Consider the following 21480-nt stretch of genomic DNA (forward strand, 5'->3'; position numbering starts at 1 on the left):
GGCGGCTGGTTTATTCCCTTGGCAAAAAATAATTCTCATTTTTGACTAACCTTCTGTTGAATAGTTCCCCAGTCAGTCTTGTCGGCACCTGTTGCGATGACGGCGAACCTGGCCACCCCCATCCCGTTTTGCCTAGTGAGAACCCGTTCAAATGGCCAAATGGGATGGGCTCTTGTATTTGTTCTCTTTTTGTTCTAGTTTGTATGAACGCTATTGGGAGAACTCTGATGCAAGACACTGCCGTATACGTTCCCAGAACAACTCCAATGGGCTCGTCGTCCAATGATTACCACCTGTTGCCTGTTACAGAAAAACAAACCCAATTTGCGCTCGCGATTGCTAAGCGAACCGGGAAAACCCTACCATCGGACGTTCAGCAAGATCGCCATGCTCTGTCGGTTTGGATCAGTGAGAACAAAGATACCCCAAAGGGCGGTAAGTTTGAAAACTATGCTTCATCGAAACAGGTGGCTTTTGCCGAGCGTATCGCGAGAATGAAGCGGCGCACCGTTCCCGATGAATGCATCCGCGATCGTAAACTGATGTCGAAATGGATCGACTACAACCGGTGATGCTTAATCAGCGCTGGGGCTACCATTCCAATGAACAGGTTCAGTCCCAACATCTTTCGGATCTACTTGGTGCCTCTCCGATGGCCATCTTTCACATCCCTGCTTAATTTCGGCGCTGAACAATGGTGAGCCACGTATTTAGCACCAATCGCAACGTTTCTAGTTTAGCAAAGCTACCAAGTGCGCGAATTGGCTTTATGGGAAATCAGCTGCACCATGTCGTGATATTGGCGTGACATCCGGCCAATGATGGGGGCGTCCCAATGATCGAGTTTTTGAGCCTTGGAATGAATTCTGTTGGAGCGACCACTGTACCGCGACTATTGGTGCACCTTGCAGTCCATTCCGGGCAGCAAAGGAGAAGTAGCATCTGTTGAACCCACAGTTTGAGGCCCCCTGTGTCATTGATCACAGATGGTCTGCCTGGGTCAATTGGCGCGCTGTTAGCCAGCTGTCCAGACGCCACAGCCCCCAGGCGAGTGGAATTGCAGCCAGCCCACCAATCACATAGGCCAATGGTTCGTCATGGAAACTTTCCAGGGCCTGTGTGTACGCGTGGATACAGGCAAAAGTAACAGCCGTGTTGAACAATCCGCGCTGGTTCGAATGGGCAAACCAACTGATCGCCCCTGCCAGTCCAATCGCCCAGAGTACGGAATACATATTGGCCGAGATGAACATTGCGGTTTCGCGAAAAGCGTCGCGAGCATCGTACCAACTGCTATAGGTGCTGCTGTCCCAATCTTCGTATCTGCTGGTTCCCCACAGTGTTTCGCCCAAATAGTCGCCCCACAAACTGCCAACAAGCGCACAAAGATTGGCAATAATGAAGGCCATTACTGCCAAGGTCATCGCATGTCTGGACAGTTGATCGGATCGAGTGCGCGCTACAAACAGCAGTACAAACACAAGCAGCAACATCTGCAAAATGGAGAGTGTCGATTCTGGCGAATAGAATACATATGCCGCATGGAAATAAAAGGTGCTGGTGTCCAGCGCCTGAGCAAAAGGCACGATGGCCAATGCTGTAATTAGACGAACATCGATGAACCAGCCCGCGCCTGCGATCGCCAATGTTGCATAGAGATAGAAAATGGAAATCAGAGCTCCGTCAATCTCGGATTGGTTAAGTAGAAAGCCAAGTCCGATCAAGTGAAGCGCCAGCCCCATCAACAGGATTGACCCAGCAACAAAGCGCCCGGTTTTCTTTTGCTTGTTCAAGGCAAAGACACACAGAGCAGCCACCAATGCTCCGGCAGGTACCATAATCCAGCCAGCGATGTCCGAATATTTGTCTATCAGCTCTATGCCAGCGCCGCCGATCAACATCCCAGCCCCTATCAGGGCTGAGGCGTTGCCAAAAAACGTGAAATCTGAATGGTCCGCCCGCAGGATTAAACCGCCGATCCCAAGAAACAACAGGCCCACAATTGCCACCGACAGCGCCGATGCCAGCCAGAAGATAAATCCGCCAGTTGCCGACAATATACCAAAGCACAAAATAGCGTTGAGAGCCATTGCCACCATTAACTTGCGCGACCGGAGTTCTATTTCCGCTTGTGCAGCTTGGGGAATAATGGCGTCAGCCACCAGCGCATCTGTATCAGCTAAAACAATCATCGCAACCTCCATGAACGTCGTTCACTAGACTAATTGCACATTCTTGAACGTCGTTCAACAATTTTCTGAGTAACCATATCCGGCTGTATGAAACATACCGTGTGTGACAACTCTTGCGGTGGACCCCTTAGTCTCAGGTCGTGGGGTGATGCCAGCCCGGGCCGTCTCCTTTAGAATTTCGATCTGCCCACAAAAAATTATGCAGATCATCAACGGAAATGTGGTGTGCAGGTAAATCCAGTCATCATACAGCTTGTCTAATTTAGATATTTTAGGCCACAGTTTTTCATTAGCTAAACACCAAAAAGGACAAGGGCGTCACCAAATTTGCGTTTTCACACTAAATTTTTTGGCTCAAGCGGATGTGGACAATGCAGGGAGAGGGCCCGCATCATCCGGGACAGCCAGAAGCTATAAATTTGGGAAACTTTAGCCTCATCCCACAGGGGTAAGAGGTTCCATAGACCGGAGAGTTCGCTGTCAGAGGCGGGCGGCAAGTTGTCCGCCTCTGGCTTCCTATGGTTTTGATCAGAACCGGCCTAGTTCGCACCTTCAAGGCAACGCAGAACAGCCTGCGCGGCGGCAATATCTTCCAGACCTAACCCCACTGAACGAAAGAAACTCGGCTTACCCTTTTCGGGTTTGGGAGCCAGGTCATTGGTCAGTTCAGCCAGATCCCCCCGAATTTCATCAGGATTCCAGCCGTGGTCCTGCGCTGCAAGAACCATTTCCCCGGCGACATTTGGGGTGGTGGCGCGATAGTCGCAATAGACCTGCGCGGCAGAAAGCCAGTCAGGATTGACCTCATGTGCCTGGGCAACATTTGTGCTGATCGAGGTGACAAGCGTGTTGGGGCCAATGGCACTGTTGGCAATGACCGGCCTGCCACAAGAGGTGCACAGCATGACAACATCCGCATTAGTTGCTGCCGCCTCTGCAGAGTCCACAAAAACAACATCCTTACATAGGTCGCGCCATTGGTTTTGCCTCGCGGTGTCAGAGCCAAGGCCGGGCGAGTAGATCCTGACCGTGTCCCATTCTCGCAGGTCCATAACATGGCGGTAGTGTGCCTGCGCCACGCTCCCGGAACCAATGATCGCAAGGCTCGCCGCCTTTGGGCTTGCCAGTAAATCGACCGCCAGAGCAGTGGTGCCCGCAGTCCGTTCTGTCGTCAGCTGTCCTGAATCACACAACAAAAGTGGTTCACCGGTTTCCATCGACAGCAATAATGTCCAAGCGGTGATGATTGGTTTACCCTCGGTCACCAAATAGGGAGACAGTTTTGCTCCAAACACACCTGATTGCCCCTGCGCGCCCAAATAGGTGATGAAGTCACCGCGGTCTTCGGGAAACAGCGTTACTGTTTGGGCTGGTTGAATTGCTTGTTTTTGACCCAATTCAGCAAACATTCCGCGCAGCTCGGTCGCGAGATCAAGTTTCCCGATTAGGCCTGCAACTTGGTCGGCATTCAGAATGGTAGGGGTATTCTTGCGCATGTTTTTTCTTTCAGCAAAGGGCTGTGATCAAACGTTCCATAAAGGCCTGACCCTGTCTTAATTGGTTGGCAGAGATGAATTCATCTGGTCCGTGAGCCTGCTCAATACTCCCCGGTCCACAAACAACCGTGGAATAGCCCGCCGCCTGAAAATGACCCGCCTCAGTCTGGTAGGAAACACAATTGTCCGAATTGTCGCCGGTTAACTGACGGGCCAACACCTCAGCCGCGCCAGAAGGTTCAGGCAGCATGGCCGGGATGTCTTCAGTCACCTCCAGCTCAATGCGCGCATCGTCGCATTCGGTGCGCATCGCCTCTTCAACAGACCCGACTAACGCCCGGTACTCATCGACCCAATCGCTGGCAGTCTCGTGTGGCATATAGCGTATATCGCTTTCGAAGACACAAAGATCAGGCACTGTATTTAACGCCACCCCGCCCTTGATAGTGCCAACCTGAACCGTTGAATAAGGAGGAACAAACCCACTGGCGGAGGAACTCATACGTGCTTTTTCCTGTCTGGCGTTGTGCCACTGGATCAGCGGGTCGGCGTGTGAAATGGCCGAAGAGCCCAAGTCAGGCCTGGAAGAATGGGCCGCTTTGCCATGTAATCGGGTCACAAGCCCCAAGCCGCCCTTGTGGCCGGTGACCACGGACATTGAAGTGGGCTCCCCCACGATTACGGTTTCAGCCTTGGGGAAATGTGTTTCAAGCGCGGTCAATAAGGGGGCAGTGCCAAGACAACCGACTTCCTCATCAAATGAAAACGCCAGCTGGATAGGGCGCGCCAGAGGGGCCGACGCAAACCGCGGGACAGCCGCGAGCGCCAATGCCACAAACCCTTTCATATCGCAGGTCCCGCGACCGTAGAATCGCCCATCCCGCTCTGTCAGGATCCAAGGGTCACTGCTCCAGACCTGACCGGCGATCGGAACGACATCTGTATGGCCTGACAGAATAGTGCCGCCTTCTGCATTCGGCCCAATCTGCGCAATCAAGCCCAGCTTGGTCGCAGAACTGTCAGGAAAGATGTGATATTTGACATCGAATTCATCGAGGTAGGCCATGATGTAGTGGATGAGATCCACATTCGATTGATCGGAGACGGTTGGAAATCCAATCAGCTTTGAGAGCACAGAAAGGCTGTGCGTTAGGTCATCTGTCATCCGGTATTTGCCTTTAGATCGTTGTATATGGTGGCGCGGCTAACTCCCAAAAGGCGCGCGACGTATGAGGCTGCGTTGCGTTCGGACAATGCCCCCGAAGTTTCAAGAGCGCCGAGTAAATCACGTCGCGCTGTACGATCCAGCTCATCAACGCGATGCCCATTTTGCACACACCAATCACTGACAAAGACATTCAACCGTTCATGCCAGTCATTGCGGAACAGGGATTCGGGCTGGGAGCTGGAAAGTCTGGCTGGCTGCAAAGCCCGGACCGCCCGTTGCAGTTGCTGCAGGTCCACTTGATCGTGGTTAATACAGAGCACAAATTCAGCGTCACCACTTTCAGCACGCATCACAACACTGATCGAGCGGATGACATTGCCATCCCAATTTACCTTTTCATAGGGGCCGATGACCGTGTCGCTGGGGCGAAAATCAATTTCCTGCATGTTCGATGGATCGCCAGATTTCCGCTGCGAAAACGGATTGACGATATGCGCGATTGTCTCGCTTCGCAGGTCGTGAACAACGACTTCAACCCGGTCCCCCATCAGCAGCGGGATCGCCTCAGCAAGTGTCTTGGTATTGGCCAAAAGAGCGGTACGATTGGTCATGACTTAATGTCCCTGTAGAATTTCACTTGTCAGACCATTGAGACGTGAGAGACCCTCACGCAAGTAATCTTCGGGCAGGGCGGAGCTGAAGCGAAAATGATTTTCCACGCCAAATCGCGAGCCAGGAATGACCAGAACCTCGCGCTCACGCAGCAGACGCATACAGAAATCTTCTGAAGAAATTGGCAGATCGAAACGAACAAAAGACATCGCCGATGCCTGCGGAGGCACCACATCGAAGACACCGGGGTGGCGATCCAATTCCGCAGTAAGAACATCAAAGCCAGTACGGATCAGCGTTTTTGCCCGGGACTTCAGTTTCGATCGTGTAGGTTCCGACAGGGCCTTGTCTGCCAGTTCCATTGACAACATCGATGTGGTGATCGAGGCATACTCGTGCCGCCGCCAACACTCGGTGATGACATCTTCCGGCCCGACAAGCCAGCCAAGGCGCAAACCCGGGAGACCATAGGCCTTTGATGTCGAATTGACGATCAAAACCCGATCATAGCTGCCCCAGAACGAAGGTGTTTCAACGTCACCTTCGCGTTCAGTGCCTGCATAAACCTCGTCTGCAACAATCCATGCCCCCACACGGTCAGCAGCTGCGGTGATTTGGCGGCGGTCGCTGTTGGACAGGATACGCCCGGTTGGATTGTTTGGGTTCACCACGTGAATGATGCGTGTCTTACTGTCTACGGCTTTGGCGAGCGCAGCGCTGTCGATAGCCCACCCGTCGGCCTCAACCAGATCAACCCAGCGTACCTCATTGCCCAGGTTGGCCGCATTGCCCGAAATCTGTTCATAGGTTGGCCGGAAGCAGACGACGTTGTCTCCAGGCTGCAGCAGCGTGTTGGCAACCAGCGTATTGGCCTCGGTTGCGCCAACCGTAACCATCACCCCATCCGACGAAGAACCTGGGTAAAACCCAGAGATGGTATCCCGCAGGGACTGCTTCCCATTCACTTGCGGATAATCGATCAGCGTTGCCATTAGTGCGGGCAGGTCAATATCAGCCATGTCCACGAGCCCCTGAAACGAAATTGGGTGCACGCCACTTTCTGAAAAATTATACGTAACCCCATGTTCCAGCTCCGACAGAAATTGCTCGACCTTGAAGGGGTGAAAATCTGCGCGGAACATTGGATTACCTTTCGATAAGCGGGGGTAGAGAGTTGTTGAAGTTGACTCGATTGTATAATTTAGATAGTTCAGTACAGAAAATCAGTCAATAAGCATTGAGAGACATTTTGCTGGAACTACATAAATCTGAGATCCAGGGCCTGCTTGACTTGTCCACTGGAGCAAAGGCCATACGCCAAGCCTATATTGCACAGGCACAGGGTTGCGTGCAGGTTCCTGAGGTCACCTATCTTGGGTTCGAAAAGGTCAATGGCGACTGCCATGTGAAATCCGGACACATCGATGGCACCGAAGGTTTTGTGGTCAAAATCGCAACCGGGTTTTACAATAACCCAAGCAAGGGCCTGGCCAGCTCAAATGGTTTGAACCTATTATTCTGCGCTAAGACAGGTCAGACTCTGGCCCTGCTGAAAGACGAGGGCTGGTTGACGGACATCCGTACAGGTCTGGGCGGAGCGCTGACCACTCTGGCTCTGGCGCGGGCTGATTTTTCCAAAGTTCTCATTGTTGGGGCAGGTCTGCAGGCCGAACATCAGGCCCGCTGCCTTCAGCATCTGTCATCCGATCCAGGCATCACTTTCAAGATCTGGGCGCGGCGGCCGGATCAAGCGGAGCAAACAGCACAGAGATTGCGATCCGATGGGATAGAGGCCAGTGCCGCAAGTGATCTACAAGAGGCCTGCAAGCAGGCAGATGTGATCATTACAACAACCCCAACCAAAACGCCCTTGGTGCAGTCCAGTTGGGTGGCACCTGGCACGCATATTACAGCAATTGGCGCCGATTGCCCTGGCAAACAAGAGCTGGAGGCAGATCTGGTTCTGCGCGCTGACCTTTGCCTGTGTGATCTGGCTGCCCAGTCGCTCTTACACGGGGAGTTTCAAACGGCGGCGGCGGCGGGAAAGCTCTCTGCCAAAACCGTTATCCCTATTGGTGCAGTTCTGTCTGGCGACCATCCGGGGCGAACCAACGACGCCCAAATCACCATTGCCGATCTGACAGGCCTCGCAGTCCAGGACGCAGCCGTTTCCTTGTCTGTGTATCGCGCAGCGCAAACAGGCAAACCAAATGAAGGAACTATCACATGACACTTCCAACCAAACGGGTTCTTCAATCCGCCTGCCGCTCTGTTGCCGCTCGCCGACGCATCGCTGCCCTGGTTAGAAAGACCGAAGTTTTGCCCAGCAGAATGACTTTGCTCCCCAACACAGAGATCCACTACAAGACCGAAAATTTCCAACTCACCGGATCTTTCAAACTCCGAGGTGCCTCGGCTAAGCTCAGCTCGGTGCCCGTTGATCGCCCAGTAATCACTGCCTCCTCTGGCAACCACGGTATTGCCTGTTCGCTGACTGCCCAAAGAACTGGACACAAGCTCACCGTCGTTTTGCCTGAAACTGTGATTGATCAAAAACGCAAAGCCATCGAGGCTTTTGGAACGCGTGTGGTGATTGCAGGTGCAGACTCATCTCTGGCCGAGGTGCATGCAAGGATGTTGGCAGACACCGAAGGGCACACCTATGTCTCGCCTTACAATGATGCCGAAGTCATCGCAGGTCAGGGGACCATTGGGCTGGAAATTCTCGAACAGCTGCCCCGTGTCGACAACATTTTTGTTTCCATGGGCGGTGGCGGTTTGATCTCGGGCATCGGTTCAGTTGTGAAATCAGTATCGCCCGACACACGTATCATTGGTGTAAGTGCCACCAACTCTGCAGCACTTGCAGCCTCGATCAAGGCCGGGGAGGTTGTCGAAACAGAGCATCTGGACACGCTAGCTGACGGGGTCGCCGGTGGCGTCGACGAAAACTCTTTAACCCTCCCGTTGGCGAGTGACGCTATCGACCAGATTGTTCATGTCAACGAAGACCAGATCGCAGAGGCTTTGCGCGTTCTCGCTTGGCAAGAAAACATGATAGTGGAAGGTGCCGCAGCACTTGCTCTGGCTCCCTTATTGATCGAACCTGACAATTATGCCGGAGCCATCAATGTGGTTCTCTTATGCGGCGCGAACTATGATAAGGACCGGATCGCGAAGGTGTTGCTCTGAGACAGTGACTTTGGGATCAGATTAAAACACTAAACGATGAAACCAAGGTGGATCGCCAAATCTATATGCTGGCGATCCTAATGACCCATTCCAGCCTGAATGATATCTTTAGCACCAATGTAGGGTTTGCAATGAACGATGAAATCGTGCCAGCGTTGATTGTTACCGGGTTCCATTCCTATGATAAGTCAAACAAGATAGCGCCAAATTCGCAGCCGTTTTGTTCGACTGAACCAGAATAGGAAGTCGGGTTTGGGCAATGTATCGCCCGGACACATAATTATAGGGAAGACAACACATGAAGCTCTTGCGCTATGGTCCAGCGGGACAGGAAAAACCCGGTCTTCTGGATACTCAGGGACAGGTGCGAGATCTGTCCGGTGTGGTGTCGGACATTGCAGGGGCAGCACTGAGCAGCGAAAGCCTGACAAAACTGACCGCTCTGGACCCGAACAGCCTGCCGGTTGTAGCCGGAAAGCCGCAAGAGGATCTGCGCTTGGGCGCATGTGTGGGACAGGTGGGGAAATTCATCTGCATCGGATTGAATTACGCCGATCACGCTGCCGAGGCAGGTATGGACGTTCCACCAGAACCGGTGATTTTCAACAAATGGACTTCGGCCATTGTTGGGCCTGATGACAACGTACAGATCCCGCGCGGCTCTACCAAGACCGATTGGGAGGTAGAGCTGGGCGTGGTGATTGGCACTGGTGGCAGCTACATCGATGAGGCCGACGCGCTATCCCATGTGGCAGGATTCTGCGTGGTCAACGACGTGTCGGAACGTGAATTCCAATTGGAACGTGCAGGCACCTGGGACAAGGGCAAAGGCTGCGACACCTTTGGCCCAACCGGCCCCTGGCTGGTAACCCAGGACGAGGTGGACGATTTTGATAACCTGGCCATGTGGCTGGATGTGGATGGAACGCGTTTTCAAGACGGTTCAACCGCGACAATGGTCTACAAGGTGCCGCATCTGGTGGCCTATTGTAGCCAGTTCATGAGCCTGCAACCCGGCGATATCATTTCAACCGGCACGCCCCCAGGTGTTGGCATGGCACAATCGCCGCAGGTTTACCTAAAAGGCGGCGAAGTGATGTCACTAGGTATCGAAGGATTGGGCACGCAAACCCAGCGGGTGCGCGCTTTCTCATGAAAAATTCTGGAGCTAGGGGGCACTTTTCACCGCTTAGCTCCAATTCACATTCTGACACCATAAACTCATAGGGGCGGCACACATTGCGGATGTAGTTTTGCTGCTGCCACCCTTGAAGTTCATTGACCGCCAGATCTGCAGATTCCCATCATCTCTGCGACCAGGTAGATGCCGATCTTTGGTGCGGGCAAAAAGACACCGCACTGCACTCTCTTACTTGCGCTCTTGGTCCTGTCAGCGACGGGACGCCTTTCGTGGAGTTGCTCCCCCTAGTTTGACCGACAAATCTGTATTGCGTGGGAATGTGACTGCCTGCATCAACTTCCCCTTTTGCTAGAGCAACATACCTGTCGCGCGAAGCTCAGAGCTGCAAACCGTCTTGGCGTCGGATCGGCAACCCGCGCAATTCTGATCGCTGACTTGTGTTGACAACTACGCTCCCTCTGTTTTATTTTACATACTAAAATAAATAAACTCGAACTCCATCAAAAGCGCGCCATTGCGAAAGGGACACGGATGTATATCGGTTTAGATCTGGGAACGTCTGGCTTGCGCGCATTGCTGTCTGATGCGGGCGGAGCGATTGTTGCTACCGCTGATGCAGCCTATTCGGTGGCAAACCCACATCCGGGCTGGAGCGAACAAGATCCGGCAGATTGGCTGGATGCCTGCAAAACCGTGATGGCGCAGCTCCGGACTGATTATCCTGCCGAATTCAGCGCTGTCAGAGGGATCGGATTAAGTGGCCACATGCACGGTGCAACCCTGTTGGATGCTCAGGGGCAGGTATTGCGGCCCTGTATTTTGTGGAACGACACGCGCGCGGCGGTACAGGCTGCCGTTCTTGATGAGACACCCAATGTACGCGACCTTTCAGGGAATATCGTATTTCCAGGCTTTACCGCCCCCAAGCTGACTTGGGTTGAAGAAAATGAACCTGAAATCTTTGCCAAGGTGGCAAAGGTTCTGCTGCCCAAGGATTATCTGCGCCTTTGGCTGACGGGGGAATATGTAAGCGACATGTCGGACAGTGCTGGCACGTCTTGGCTGGACGTTGGAAAGCGCGACTGGTCTGATGACCTACTTGCCGCGGGGCACATGCATCGGGATCAAATGCCCCGTCTGGTCGAAGGCTCCGAAATTTCTGGAAATTTACGTGAAAATCTACGTGCCGACTGGGGAATCACTGGCGCTGTGGTTGTTGCAGGCGGTGGCGGCGATAATGCAGTGGCAGCCTGTGGTGTTGGGTGCTTTCAAGACGGCGACGGGTTTGTCTCGCTTGGAACATCGGGCGTTTTATTTGCGGCCAAGAACAGCTTTGCCCCTGATCCGGCATCAGCCGTGCATACATTTTGCCACGCAGTACCGGATACCTGGTATCAGATGGGCGTTATTCTTGCTGCAACCGATTGTTTGAATTGGTTGTCGCGGATTTTAGGGCGGTCTCCGGCCGAGCTTGCCGGAAAACTAGATAGGGCGATCTCCGGACCCTCTAAGACCTTGTTCCTTCCCTATTTGTCTGGCGAGCGGACCCCACATAACGACAGCACAGTGAGAGGTTCATTTGTAGGTTTGGATGTTGCAACCTCGCCCGAAGATTTAACGCGGGCGGTTATGGATGGTGTCTCTTTTGCTCTGCGCGATAACCTTGACGCGTTAAGGGCAACCGGAACCTGTTTGTCGCGCGTCCTGGCCATTGGCGGTGGGACAAAATCCCGGTTCTGGCTGGAAACGCTGGCCACCACGTTAAATCTGCCACTGGATTTGCCGGAAAAAGGCGACTTTGGCGCAGCGCTTGGCGCAGCGAGACTAGCAATTGCAGCGGACACAAATGCCGACCTTTCTACGATTATGAACCGCCCCAAGGTCGCAGAGACCGTCGAGCCACGTATTGATTTGGTCGACCGATATTCCGAAACTCATGCGCGGTATCGCGCGCTTTACCCCAACTTGAAGGTTGCCTTATCATGAGCACTGGATTTTTCCGCGACATCACCGAAATTCCATTCGAAGGCGCCGACAGCACCAATCCGCTGGCGTTTCGTCACTACAGTCCAAACGAAGTTGTCATGGGCAAACGGATGGAGGACCATCTGCGTTTTGCCACCTGTTACTGGCACAACTTTGCTTGGCCGGGCAGCGACCCCTTTGGTGGTCAGACCTTTGACCGCCCCTGGTTCCCTGCGGATTCCATGGAACTGGCAAAGCTGAAAGCCGATGTGGCTTTTGAAATGTTTACACTATTGAAGTCGCCATACTATTGCTTCCACGATGCGGATGTACGTCCCGAAGGGGCAAATTTTGCCGAAAACACCAAGAACCTAAACGAGATCGTCGACTATTTTGCGCAAAAGCAAGAAGAGACCGGCGTGAAGCTACTTTGGGGGACTGCCAACCTGTTTAGTCAGGTAAAATTCATGTCTGGCGCCTCCACCAACCCTGACCCCGACGTGTTTGCGTTCTGTGCGGCGACCATAAAAACATGCATGGACGCAACCCACCGTTTAGGCGGTGAGAACTATGTTCTGTGGGGGGGCCGTGAAGGCTATGAAACGCTGTTGAACACCGATCTGGCCAAAGAAGACGCGCAGATGGGGCGCATGTTGAACCTTGTTGTTGAGCACAAGCATAAGATCGGGTTCAAAGGCGAAATCTTGGTTGAACCAAAGCCACAGGAACCGTCCAAGCACCAGTATGATTACGATACTGCAACTGTTTACGGGTTCCTGAAACGTCACGGGCTGGAAAACGAAGTCAAAGTGAACATTGAGCAGGGCCACGCTATTCTGGCAGGCCATTCGTTTGAGCACGAGATCGCAACGGCCACGTCATTGGGCATCTTGGGCTCGATCGATATGAACCGTAACGATTACCAATCTGGCTGGGACACGGATCAATTCCCTAACAACGTTCCAGAAGTTGCGCTGGCTTACTATCACATTCTTCAGGACGGCGGCTTGAAAACCGGTGGCACCAACTTTGACGCGAAACTGCGCCGTCAATCTCTGGATGCCGAAGATCTGTTGATTGCTCATATCGGCGGTATGGATGTATGTGCACGCGGGCTAAAGGCCGCTGCTGCAATGATCGAAGACGGTACATTGCCGAACTTCGTCAAAGACCGGTATGCGGATTGGGACAAACCTGTGAACCAATCCATGTTGGCGGGCAAAGAATCTCTGGACGATATCGCAGCACGTGTCGAGGCGCAGGGTATTAATCCAAAGCCAAGATCCGGAAAACAGGAATATCTGGAAAACGTCGTCAATAGGTTCGTATGACTGTCATTAGCGACTGCGGCCAAGCTCTACGGGAGGCCACCATCAGAGATGGTGATGTCTCACTGTCGATCCTGAACTATGGAGCGACGACTAGGGATTGGCGAGTTCCGTTGAATGGGCTGCGTGTTCCTGTTGTGCTGGGATATGAAGATCCTGCTCGCTACTTGAATTGCAGCACCTATTTTGGAGCCATTGCCGGGCGGGTGTCCAACAGGATTGGCGGTGCGGTCTATTCGCTAAATGGGCAAACCCACCAATTGAGCCCCAATGAAGGGGCCAACCAACTACATGGTGGCCCTGCTGGCTTATCCAAAGTTTTTTGGGACATCGAACCTGACGGGGCGTCTGCAGTGCGCTTGTCGTATACTTCGCCCGCTGGGGAAGGGGGGTTCCCGGGGCACGCTAAATTCACCGTTGATATTCGGTTGAATGGGGCCGGTGTAACCTATGATATGCGCGCCGAAGTGGATTGCGTGACGCCGATTAGCTTGACCCAGCATAACTATTACAACCTCGCCGGCTGCGGCTCCATTTGGAAGCACCAAATGCGCTGTGCTGCGGACAGGGTACTAGAAATGGATGATGAAGGCATCACAACGGGACATATTGCGCCGGTTGATGGCACCCATTTCGATTTCCGCAAGAAACGTTCGTTTGCGGAGGCAGATTCTGCGCGGCTTGGGATCGACCATAATTTAGTTTTTGAAGCGGACAGAAACATCAGAGAGGCCATCGCAACTGTGGAGGCCCCCAATGGCATGGGGCTGAAAATCTGGAGCGATCAGCCGGGGGCGCAGCTTTATACTGCCGCGCAGATGGCACCGCAGAGTGATGGGCTGGAGGGGCAGACCTATGGCCCAGCTGGCGGATTTTGTTTTGAGCCGCAGGGATTTCCCAACGCGGTCAATATCCCCTCGTTCCCATCCGTTATGGTTTCTCCCGAAATGCCTTATACTCAGAAGTTGCAAATCGAAATCAAAGGGAGCTGACGGATGAAGTGGATGGCGGTCGGCGCCCTGTTGGCAACCGGTGCTCAGGCCCAGGCGCAGGATCTGGGGCCTCGTCCTGTGTTTCCCGAGATGGACCCATTGCGTGTTCAACTAGGCCAGTTGCTGTTTTACGATCCCATCTTGTCCGGTAACCGAAACATCAGCTGCGGGACCTGCCATCATCCCCGGTTTGGCACCTCTGACGGGATGTCATTGTCGATAGGGGAGGGGGGAATTGGACTTGGCCCGGACCGGCGTATTGATCCGAACAACATCCCCGAAGACAGATTGCCCCGTAATGCTCCGGCCCTGTGGAACCTGGGTGCCCAAGAATATACGTCCTTTTTCCATGACGGTCGTTTGGAGATTGATCCGGACAGGCCAGGTGGCATCCGAACACCGCTGGGCGCTGAAATGGTTGTTGGTTTTGACAGTGTTCTGGCCGCACAGGCGATGTTCCCGGTTCTGGCCAGTGATGAAATGGCGGGGCATTATTCGGAAAATGAAGTGTCACAGGCGGTTCGCTTGGGTCATCTGAGCATCAAGGACGGGGCTTGGGACAAAATCGCTGCTCGGGTAGAGGCAATTCCGGAATACCGCACCGCCTTTGATGCTGTGTTGGGGGAACAGGAACCCATTAAGTTCACTGACATTGCCAATGTCATCGCCGATTTCACGCGGGTTGAATGGCGGGCAGATGACAGCCCATTTGACCGCGCCATGATGGGGGGAAATCCGCTGCCTGATGACGCGGCCCGCGGTCAGCAGCTGTTTTATGGCGAGGCGGGGTGTTCCAACTGTCATTCGGGATGGCTGCAAACGGACCACAGTTTTCACGCGATAGCCATGCCGCAAATCGGGCCGGGGAAATCTGCACCGTTTGAGACCCACGCACGCGACGACGGGAGGATGCGCGTAACCGGAGATCTGGCTGACCAGTACAAATTCCTGACGCCCTCGTTGCGCAACGTGTCCGTAACTGGCCCTTATGGCCACAACGGAGCCTATGCCAGTCTGGAAGCCGTTGTTCGCCATCATCTAGATCCGATTGTGTCGCTGCATGCCTATGATCCAACGCAGGTGCTGTTTCACCAAATCGATGATGCTGACGATTGGCGTGTTGTGGGGGACAAAGATGAACTGGCGCGGATTGCAGAGGCAAATGAATTGCAGCCAATTGGCTTGAGCGATGGTGCCGTGACAGATCTGGTCGCCTTTTTGCACAGCTTAACCGACGCAACTGCGATCAAAGGTCGGTTGGGCGTGCCAATGAAGGTCCCCAGTGGATTGCCCGTTGATCAGTGAGCGAGTGTAACAACCTGATTGGCTGTGAACCGCTGCCAGTCAGATACACTTTGATCTGACCTAATAATCCTGACCTCGCCCTCGGTGGCTCGCCCCAATCCAAAATGGATTTGCCCAGCTTGCCCACTGGCATGCCCACCTCCGACCGTGATTTCGCGGGTCTGCACCCTGTCTCCAACGCGCAATTCCACATGACTGCCAACGGATTGAGTATTGTCGGCACGGGCAGCAGGTTGCACCATCAGCCAGTTCCCTTCCGCCGTTGTGTTTTGGTACAGCTCCATCTGCGCCCGCCGGTTTACAACTGCCAGATCCAGCCGACCATCCAGATTCAGATCCATCAGCGCCGCACCACGGGATCGTGCCAGATTGGCAATCCCTGCGGTTTGACCATGTTCGCGAAACGTGCCGTCTGGTGATTGGATCAGCAGGTTGTTCGGGTCGTTCATCGCTGCACCGGGCATCTGTTCGACATTGCCTTTGGCGACAAAAATATCATCCAGCCCATCGTTGTTTACATCGCCAAATGCGGCATGCCACCCGGTTGAAGGCCGCCCATCGCCGCTGGTATAGGGGCGATGCGCAGTGGTCCCACGCTCATAAGTGGCATCGCGGTACGACGGCCCACCTTTGTCCGGGTCGAAATACTGGAACTTCTGATCCCCCATCGAGGTCAGATAGACATCGGCAAAACCATCTCCGCTTAGATCGCGAGAGGCGATCCCCATGCCCCACAAGAAATAGGGCTGCCAACCTTCGCCTTCTGAATACAGGCGTGGGGTATCTTTCATCGCCCACATCTGCTCTTGGCCACCGCGCACATAATAATGACGGTCATTGCTGATCCTCAGATCTGCACGACCCGTCCGGGACCAGTCTGTAAGCAGCATGGATAAGGCGCAAAAGCCGGGTTCCAGATGTTCGACTGCCCTGTAAGATTGACCGTTGGGGCGGTATAGCAATGTCGCATCACATGTCTCAAACGGACCATCGGGATTGCTACGGTCGACATAGGTACCAAAGGCCAGTGTTGGCAGCGTATTCCCTGTCTCCCAGGTCGCGGAAAACGCTGTGGTCCAATGATCCCCGCTTTCGAAACCCAAATCAGAAAAGGGTGCAAACTCACAGTTTCCCAGTCCATGCATCAGCATATCCGACCCATTGCGAAGCACTGCCAAATCCAGGATCGCATCCCCATCGATATCCAGCGGATAGGCTCCGATGACACCCGTTACGGCAAGCGCATCTGGCGTCGTTGCCTCAAATGACAGGTCTTGACCCGCACCCGTTGTTGTATTGAGCATTAACTGCGCTGGATTTTCACCGCCCGCTGCATAGAGTTCAGGAAGCTGATCGCCATTGCAGTCAAAGGCTGCCACGCCACCACCGACAAAATGCTCCCACCCACCTGAATAGACATGTTCGGGGAGGGGGCGCGGAGAATAGCTCACCTGGGCAGAAACCTGCGGAGCGATCAAAGCGAGGGTTAGTGCCAGCTCACTTTTCACTGCTTGCTAGCTCCCGAATAGCCAAGGCTGAAACTTCTTCAATTGCGTAGGCCGCCGCTCCTTTTGCCCACATCAAATCCCCCCAACTGTGCACGAGAACTTCGGGTGACGGGGCATCGACCTGTACGACCCAACGCTGCATTTCCTGGATCACCTGTTCCGAATAGAGATAATCAAAGGATAGTCGTGCGCCGGACAATATGATCAGTTTTGGATCGAAAACATTGACCACATTGGCCAACCCCATCGCAAACATGCGACCAGCCCGATCAAAGATAGAACAGGCCATCTGATCACCGGACTGCGCGGCCTCTACCAGCTGTCCCAAGTCCCGATGCCCCACACCGCCATTGGTGATGTTTGCTTCGCGCAGCAATGCATAGTCACCGACATAAGCCTCGAGACAGCCGCGCTGCCCGCATTGGCACAACGCACCTTCCAACTGGACTTTGGTGTGGCCAAACTCAGCACCACATCCACGCGAGCCACGATAGATCTCGTTATTAATGACAATGCCCATGCCAACACCATGCTCGATTGTGATGACAACAAAATCGCTGACATTTTGCCCTTTGCCAAAAAGATGTTCAGCCTTTGCAACCAAGTTAGCATCATTGTCTATAAAAATAGGGCAGGGGGTGTGTTGGGCGAGGTGGGCTCCAAAATCGACATTCCGTTCGTCCAGAGACGAGGACCAGTAGACAAAATTTCTTTTGGCATCCACCAGCCCCGCGAGTCCGACGCCAATTCCAGAGATCGTGCTGACATCAAAGCCACCCTTGCCGCAGGCCTGCGCAAGCGCGTTCATGATCTCTGTGCACAGTAGAGAAACGGACATGCAGGCCTGTTGAAGTGGCATCTCATGGCCGACGATGTCGTTGCCTTCAAAATCAAGAAGCACGACTGAAATCACCCGATGAGACACCTTGATCCCGGCAATTCTGTGCGCATTACCGCGGATTTTAAGGGCGACCCTTGGGCGGCCGCGTTTAGCGTCCTGCCGGGGGACATCCGGAATGATCTCTTCGATCAGCCCGACATCAATCAGTTCAGCGGTAATTGCCGTCACCGTGGCTGGGCTGACCCGCGTTGCTGTTGAAATATCAATACGCGCAATACTGCCGGCCGCTCGAATCGTATCGATGACCTGTTGCTTGCCACTTTCGCGTTGTTCGCCTGAATGCGAGAGACGGTTTTCTTTCACCAAATTTTTCACCCCCTGCGAGACCAATAAACCATCGTTGCGGTCTTGGTAATAGGTACCTCCAAGGGCAGGGTACATGATTTAATTTGAATTTCAAAAAAAATAGTGCTAAGCCGGTTTTGTATGGAGAGCTCGGTTTTACGGGCCCTTTCAGAACGGGGAGGAATACAATGAAATTTTTAAGTGGAATCTCTCTGGCCGCAGCTATGGCCATGACCGGTTCGGCAGCTTTTGCCGCTGATTTGACTGTTGGCGTAAGCTGGTCGAACTTTCAGGAAGAGCGCTGGAAAACTGACGAAGCCGCTATCAAGGACGCCTTGGAAGCCGGAGGCGCAGACTACATTTCAGCTGATGCGCAATCGTCGTCGTCCAAGCAGCTGTCAGATATCGAAAGCCTGATTGCTCAGGGTGTAGATGCACTGATCGTTCTAGCACAGGATACACAGGCCATTGGCCCGGCCATTCAGGCTGCGGCCGACGAAGGCATTCCGGTTATTGCCTATGACCGTTTGATCGAAGACAGCCGTGCGTTTTATCTGACCTTTGACAATGTCGAAGTTGGCCGCATGCAGGCCCGTGCTGTTCTGGAGGCTTTGCCTGCCGGTAACTACGTCATGATTAAGGGCTCTCCAACTGATCCCAACGCAGATTTCCTGCGCGGTGGACAGCAGGAAGTCATTCAGGCAGCGGTTGACAGTGGCAAAATCAAAATTGTTGCCGAAGCCTATACCGATGGTTGGCTGCCTGCGAATGCACAGCGCAACATGGAGCAGATCCTGACCGCCAACGACAACAAGGTTGACGCTGTGATTGCGTCCAACGATGGCACCGCTGGTGGTGTTGTTGCAGCTTTGACGGCTCAGGGCATGGAAGGGCTTCCCGTGTCTGGCCAGGATGGAGACCACGCTGCGCTGAACCGCGTTGCACTGGGCACCCAAACTGTTTCTGTTTGGAAAGATGCCCGCGATCTGGGTAAAAATGCCGGTGAAATCGCTGTGGCACTGGCCGGCGGGGCTGCTTTGTCAGACGTAGCAGGGTCTGCGGCTTGGACGTCGCCAGGTGGCACAGCCATGACATCCATGTTTCTGGCTCCGGTTCCTGTGACTGCTGGAAATCTAAGCGTCGTGGTCGACGCCGGCTGGATCAGTAAAGACAAACTGTGCCAGGGTGTGACCAACGGTCCTGCACCTTGTAACTAGACTCTAATCTTGAACATTGGCGCGCCCCAACCTGATTGGGGCGCGCTGTTGACAACCACCGCTGTATCTGGAGTTCGGACATGACCGAAACCACATCTCAGCCGATCCCGTCCCAGTCAAAACGCAACATGTTCCAGCAGCTGGAACTGGACGTACGGCTGTTGGGTATGATCGGTGCCTTTGTCATCCTGTGTATCGGGTTCAACATTTTAACGGATGGCCGCTTCCTCAGCCCGCGTAACCTGTTCAACCTGACGATCCAGACAGTGTCGGTCGCGATCATGGCGACGGGAATGGTGTTTGTTATTGTGATGCGCCACATTGATCTGTCTGTTGGCGGAGTACTAGCTGTGAGTTCAGCCGTCATGGCGCTGGTACAAACAAAATTCCTGCCAACATATCTGGGCCTTGGGTTCGACCACCCACTGACCTGGATAATTGCCATCGCAATAGGTCTAAGCATCGGCACATTGATCGGTGCCTTTCAAGGATGGCTGGTCGGGTATCAAAGCGTTCCGGCCTTTATCGTGACACTTGGCGGGTTTCTGGTCTGGAGGAACTACGGGTGGTTGTTCACCTCCGGACAGACAATTGGGCCGTTGGACAAGAACTTTTTGGTTCTGGGGGGCGTCAGTGGCACCATGGGAGAAGCAATGAGCTGGACCATTGGGGTGGTTGCGGTCGCAATTTCACTTTGGGCAATGGTCTCTTCCCGTCGTGGACGAATTCAACATGGATTTCCGGCGAAACCCGCTTGGGCCGAAGGTATTGTCATGGGCATCGTGACCTGTGCCATTCTGGGTTTTGTCTGGATCCTGAACTCTTATGATATTCCAAGTCGAAAACTGCAGCGCATGTTCGAGGCCAAAGGCGAGGTAATGCCAGAGGGGCTGGAAGTTGGTTATGGTCTGCCAATTTCCGTTTTAATCCTGATTGCTACCGCCATCGTCATGACAGTTGTCGCCCGCCGTACACGACTGGGGCGATACATTTTTGCAACCGGCGGAAACCCGGACGCGGCTGATCTATCGGGCATCAACACTCGTCTGTTGACCGTCAAGGTCTTTGCTATCATGGGGTTTCTCTGCGCCTTATCTGCTGTTGTGGCTTCGGCACGTTTGCAAAACCACACCAACGACATCGGAACCCTTGATGAATTGCGAGTGATTGCTGCTGCGGTCATCGGTGGTACAGCGTTGGCTGGCGGTGCCGGGACGATTTATGGCGCCATCCTTGGGGCACTTGTTATGCAAAGCCTGCAGTCCGGAATGGCGATGGTTGGCGTTGATGCACCGCTACAGAACATTGTTGTTGGATCGGTGCTGGTTTTTGCAGTTTGGCTCGATATTCAGTACCGCAAACGGTTGGGAGCAAAAATATGACTGCTTCAGAAGTTAAAACAGCTCAGCAACGGCGTATCGATGGGGATACGCCACTGGTCGAGTTGAAAGACATTTGCGTATCATTTGGCGGCATTCACGCCGTCGACCATGTCAGCGTTGATCTGCATCCGGGCGAAGTTGTGGGCCTGCTGGGTCACAACGGTGCAGGCAAATCGACCCTGATCAAGGTATTGTCCGGTGCCTATCAGATGGACAGCGGCGAAATCCGCATCAATGGCAACAAAGCTGAAATTCACAATCCGCGTGACGCGCGCAGCTACAATGTTGAGACCATCTACCAGACGCTTGCACTGGCTGATAATCTGGACGCTGCGTCTAACCTATTCCTCGGGCGTGAGTTGATCACGCCGGTTGGTCTTGTCGATGACGCCGCAATGGAAGCAGAGTGCCGCAAGATCATGGGTGGACTGAACCCGAACTTTAGCAAATTCGCAGAGCCTGTTAGCGCCTTGTCAGGTGGTCAGCGTCAGTCAGTCGCCATTGCACGGGCGGTCTATTTCAACGCCAAAATTCTGATTATGGATGAACCGACCGCAGCACTGGGACCGCAAGAAACTCAGATGGTGGCTGAGCTAATCCAAAAACTAAAGGCGCAGGGTATTGGGATATTCTTGATTGACCATGATGTTCACGCCGTGATGGAACTCTGCGACAGGGCGAGTGTGATGAAAAACGGCCAGCTTGTTGGAACCGTGAATATTGATGAGGTCACCGATGATGATCTTCTGTCGATGATCATTCTGGGGAAAGTGCCAAAGCAAGCCGTTGCATAATC

19 protein-coding genes are annotated in these 21480 nt (G+C 53.6%); 12 read left to right on the forward strand and 7 right to left on the reverse strand.

What is annotated here, in order from left to right; all coding sequences use genetic code 11:
- The first annotated feature begins 227 nt into the window (after positions 1-227).
- On the forward strand, positions 228-572 hold the full coding sequence (locus GO984_RS15980) for a hypothetical protein (protein WP_245231144.1): 345 nt from the start codon (positions 228-230) through the stop codon (positions 570-572).
- Positions 573-980: 408 nt separating this feature from the next.
- Here GO984_RS15980 and GO984_RS15985 read toward each other — a convergent pair whose 3' ends face one another.
- The 5 genes from GO984_RS15985 to GO984_RS16005 form a co-directional block, all read right to left on the reverse strand.
- Positions 981-2192 carry a hypothetical protein gene (locus tag GO984_RS15985; RefSeq protein ID WP_157023623.1) on the reverse strand — a complete coding sequence of 404 codons (1212 nt, stop codon included), beginning with the start codon at positions 2190-2192 and terminating at the stop codon, positions 981-983.
- Between the two features lie 539 nt (positions 2193-2731).
- Entirely contained in the window at positions 2732-3688 is a 957-nt protein-coding gene (locus GO984_RS15990) for an ornithine cyclodeaminase family protein (protein WP_157023624.1), read from the reverse strand.
- A 10-nt stretch (positions 3689-3698) separates the two neighbouring features.
- Complete coding sequence (gene argE / locus GO984_RS15995) at positions 3699-4853, reverse strand: acetylornithine deacetylase (protein ID WP_157023625.1); 1155 nt, start codon at positions 4851-4853, stop codon at positions 3699-3701.
- Entirely contained in the window at positions 4850-5467 is a 618-nt protein-coding gene (locus GO984_RS16000) for a helix-turn-helix transcriptional regulator (protein WP_157023626.1), read from the reverse strand. The genes argE and GO984_RS16000 overlap by 4 nt, the downstream gene beginning before the upstream one ends.
- Before the next feature lie 3 nt (positions 5468-5470).
- Positions 5471-6610, reverse strand: a complete 1140-nt coding sequence (locus GO984_RS16005) for an aminotransferase class I/II-fold pyridoxal phosphate-dependent enzyme (RefSeq protein WP_157023627.1) — start codon at positions 6608-6610, stop codon at positions 5471-5473.
- A 95-nt stretch (positions 6611-6705) separates the two neighbouring features.
- Between GO984_RS16005 and GO984_RS16010 the strand changes: the two genes are divergently transcribed.
- From GO984_RS16010 to GO984_RS16045, 8 genes are all read left to right on the forward strand, one after another.
- On the forward strand, positions 6706-7698 hold the full coding sequence (locus GO984_RS16010; RefSeq protein ID WP_157023628.1) for an ornithine cyclodeaminase family protein: 993 nt from the start codon (positions 6706-6708) through the stop codon (positions 7696-7698).
- Positions 7695-8660 carry a pyridoxal-phosphate dependent enzyme gene (locus tag GO984_RS16015; RefSeq protein WP_157023629.1) on the forward strand — a complete coding sequence of 322 codons (966 nt, stop codon included), beginning with the start codon at positions 7695-7697 and terminating at the stop codon, positions 8658-8660. Before GO984_RS16010 ends, GO984_RS16015 begins: the two co-directional genes overlap by 4 nt.
- Positions 8661-8740: 80 nt before the next feature.
- Positions 8741-8902, forward strand: coding sequence for a hypothetical protein (locus GO984_RS16020; RefSeq protein ID WP_167740372.1), 162 nt, complete (start codon positions 8741-8743; stop codon positions 8900-8902).
- A gap of 56 nt (positions 8903-8958) precedes the next feature.
- Positions 8959-9816, forward strand: a complete 858-nt coding sequence (locus GO984_RS16025; protein ID WP_157023631.1) for a fumarylacetoacetate hydrolase family protein — start codon at positions 8959-8961, stop codon at positions 9814-9816.
- A gap of 516 nt (positions 9817-10332) precedes the next feature.
- Entirely contained in the window at positions 10333-11787 is a 1455-nt protein-coding gene (xylB, locus tag GO984_RS16030; protein WP_157023632.1) for a xylulokinase, read from the forward strand.
- Positions 11784-13097, forward strand: a complete 1314-nt coding sequence (gene xylA, locus GO984_RS16035) for a xylose isomerase (protein WP_157023633.1) — start codon at positions 11784-11786, stop codon at positions 13095-13097. Before xylB ends, xylA begins: the two co-directional genes overlap by 4 nt.
- The gene (locus tag GO984_RS16040) at positions 13094-14086 is read left to right on the forward strand and encodes an aldose epimerase family protein (protein ID WP_157023634.1); all 993 of its coding nucleotides are present in this window, start codon (positions 13094-13096) and stop codon (positions 14084-14086) included. Before xylA ends, GO984_RS16040 begins: the two co-directional genes overlap by 4 nt.
- A gap of 3 nt (positions 14087-14089) precedes the next feature.
- Positions 14090-15391 carry a cytochrome-c peroxidase gene (locus GO984_RS16045; protein ID WP_157023635.1) on the forward strand — a complete coding sequence of 434 codons (1302 nt, stop codon included), beginning with the start codon at positions 14090-14092 and terminating at the stop codon, positions 15389-15391.
- On the opposite strand, the gene GO984_RS16050 is transcribed toward GO984_RS16045, so the two are convergent.
- Both GO984_RS16050 and GO984_RS16055 read right to left on the reverse strand, forming a co-directional pair.
- Positions 15385-16899, reverse strand: coding sequence for an FG-GAP-like repeat-containing protein (locus tag GO984_RS16050; RefSeq protein ID WP_167740373.1), 1515 nt, complete (start codon positions 16897-16899; stop codon positions 15385-15387). The genes GO984_RS16045 and GO984_RS16050 overlap by 7 nt on opposite strands.
- Positions 16889-18103: an ROK family protein gene (locus GO984_RS16055; RefSeq protein WP_342448099.1), complete on the reverse strand. Its 1215-nt coding sequence runs from the start codon at positions 18101-18103 to the stop codon at positions 16889-16891. The genes GO984_RS16050 and GO984_RS16055 overlap by 11 nt, the downstream gene beginning before the upstream one ends.
- 170 nt (positions 18104-18273) lie before the next feature.
- On the opposite strand from GO984_RS16055, the gene xylF reads away from it, so the two are divergent.
- The 3 genes from xylF to GO984_RS16070 all read left to right on the forward strand — a co-directional run bounded on the left by xylF (position 18274) and on the right by GO984_RS16070 (position 21478).
- On the forward strand, positions 18274-19302 hold the full coding sequence (xylF, locus tag GO984_RS16060) for a D-xylose ABC transporter substrate-binding protein (protein WP_157023636.1): 1029 nt from the start codon (positions 18274-18276) through the stop codon (positions 19300-19302).
- An 80-nt stretch (positions 19303-19382) separates the two neighbouring features.
- Positions 19383-20684 carry a sugar ABC transporter permease gene (locus GO984_RS16065; RefSeq protein WP_138163543.1) on the forward strand — a complete coding sequence of 434 codons (1302 nt, stop codon included), beginning with the start codon at positions 19383-19385 and terminating at the stop codon, positions 20682-20684.
- Positions 20681-21478: an ATP-binding cassette domain-containing protein gene (locus GO984_RS16070; RefSeq protein WP_157023637.1), complete on the forward strand. Its 798-nt coding sequence runs from the start codon at positions 20681-20683 to the stop codon at positions 21476-21478. The genes GO984_RS16065 and GO984_RS16070 overlap by 4 nt, the downstream gene beginning before the upstream one ends.
- Positions 21479-21480: the final 2 nt, after the last annotated feature.

Origin of the sequence: Parasedimentitalea huanghaiensis, from assembly GCF_009753675.1 — a bacterium.
Taxonomy (GTDB): domain Bacteria; phylum Pseudomonadota; class Alphaproteobacteria; order Rhodobacterales; family Rhodobacteraceae; genus Parasedimentitalea; species Parasedimentitalea huanghaiensis.

Bases quoted from the DNA above. Each gene is read 5' to 3' on its own strand.
- GO984_RS16040 (WP_157023634.1), top strand. From the start codon at position 13,094: ATGACTGTCATTAGCGACTGCGGCCAAGCTCTACGGGAGGCCACCATC.
- xylF (WP_157023636.1), top strand. From the start codon at position 18,274: ATGAAATTTTTAAGTGGAATCTCTCTGGCCGCAGCTATGGCCATGACC.
- xylB (WP_157023632.1), top strand. From the start codon at position 10,333: ATGTATATCGGTTTAGATCTGGGAACGTCTGGCTTGCGCGCATTGCTG.
- argE (WP_157023625.1), bottom strand. From the start codon at position 4,853: ATGACAGATGACCTAACGCACAGCCTTTCTGTGCTCTCAAAGCTGATT.
- GO984_RS16070 (WP_157023637.1), top strand. From the start codon at position 20,681: ATGACTGCTTCAGAAGTTAAAACAGCTCAGCAACGGCGTATCGATGGG.
- GO984_RS16005 (WP_157023627.1), bottom strand. From the start codon at position 6,610: ATGTTCCGCGCAGATTTTCACCCCTTCAAGGTCGAGCAATTTCTGTCG.
- GO984_RS16025 (WP_157023631.1), top strand. From the start codon at position 8,959: ATGAAGCTCTTGCGCTATGGTCCAGCGGGACAGGAAAAACCCGGTCTT.
- GO984_RS15985 (WP_157023623.1), bottom strand. From the start codon at position 2,192: ATGATTGTTTTAGCTGATACAGATGCGCTGGTGGCTGACGCCATTATT.
- xylA (WP_157023633.1), top strand. From the start codon at position 11,784: ATGAGCACTGGATTTTTCCGCGACATCACCGAAATTCCATTCGAAGGC.
- GO984_RS15980 (WP_245231144.1), top strand. From the start codon at position 228: ATGCAAGACACTGCCGTATACGTTCCCAGAACAACTCCAATGGGCTCG.
- GO984_RS16015 (WP_157023629.1), top strand. From the start codon at position 7,695: ATGACACTTCCAACCAAACGGGTTCTTCAATCCGCCTGCCGCTCTGTT.
- GO984_RS16000 (WP_157023626.1), bottom strand. From the start codon at position 5,467: ATGACCAATCGTACCGCTCTTTTGGCCAATACCAAGACACTTGCTGAG.
- GO984_RS16020 (WP_167740372.1), top strand. From the start codon at position 8,741: ATGACCCATTCCAGCCTGAATGATATCTTTAGCACCAATGTAGGGTTT.
- GO984_RS15990 (WP_157023624.1), bottom strand. From the start codon at position 3,688: ATGCGCAAGAATACCCCTACCATTCTGAATGCCGACCAAGTTGCAGGC.
- GO984_RS16045 (WP_157023635.1), top strand. From the start codon at position 14,090: ATGAAGTGGATGGCGGTCGGCGCCCTGTTGGCAACCGGTGCTCAGGCC.
- GO984_RS16065 (WP_138163543.1), top strand. From the start codon at position 19,383: ATGACCGAAACCACATCTCAGCCGATCCCGTCCCAGTCAAAACGCAAC.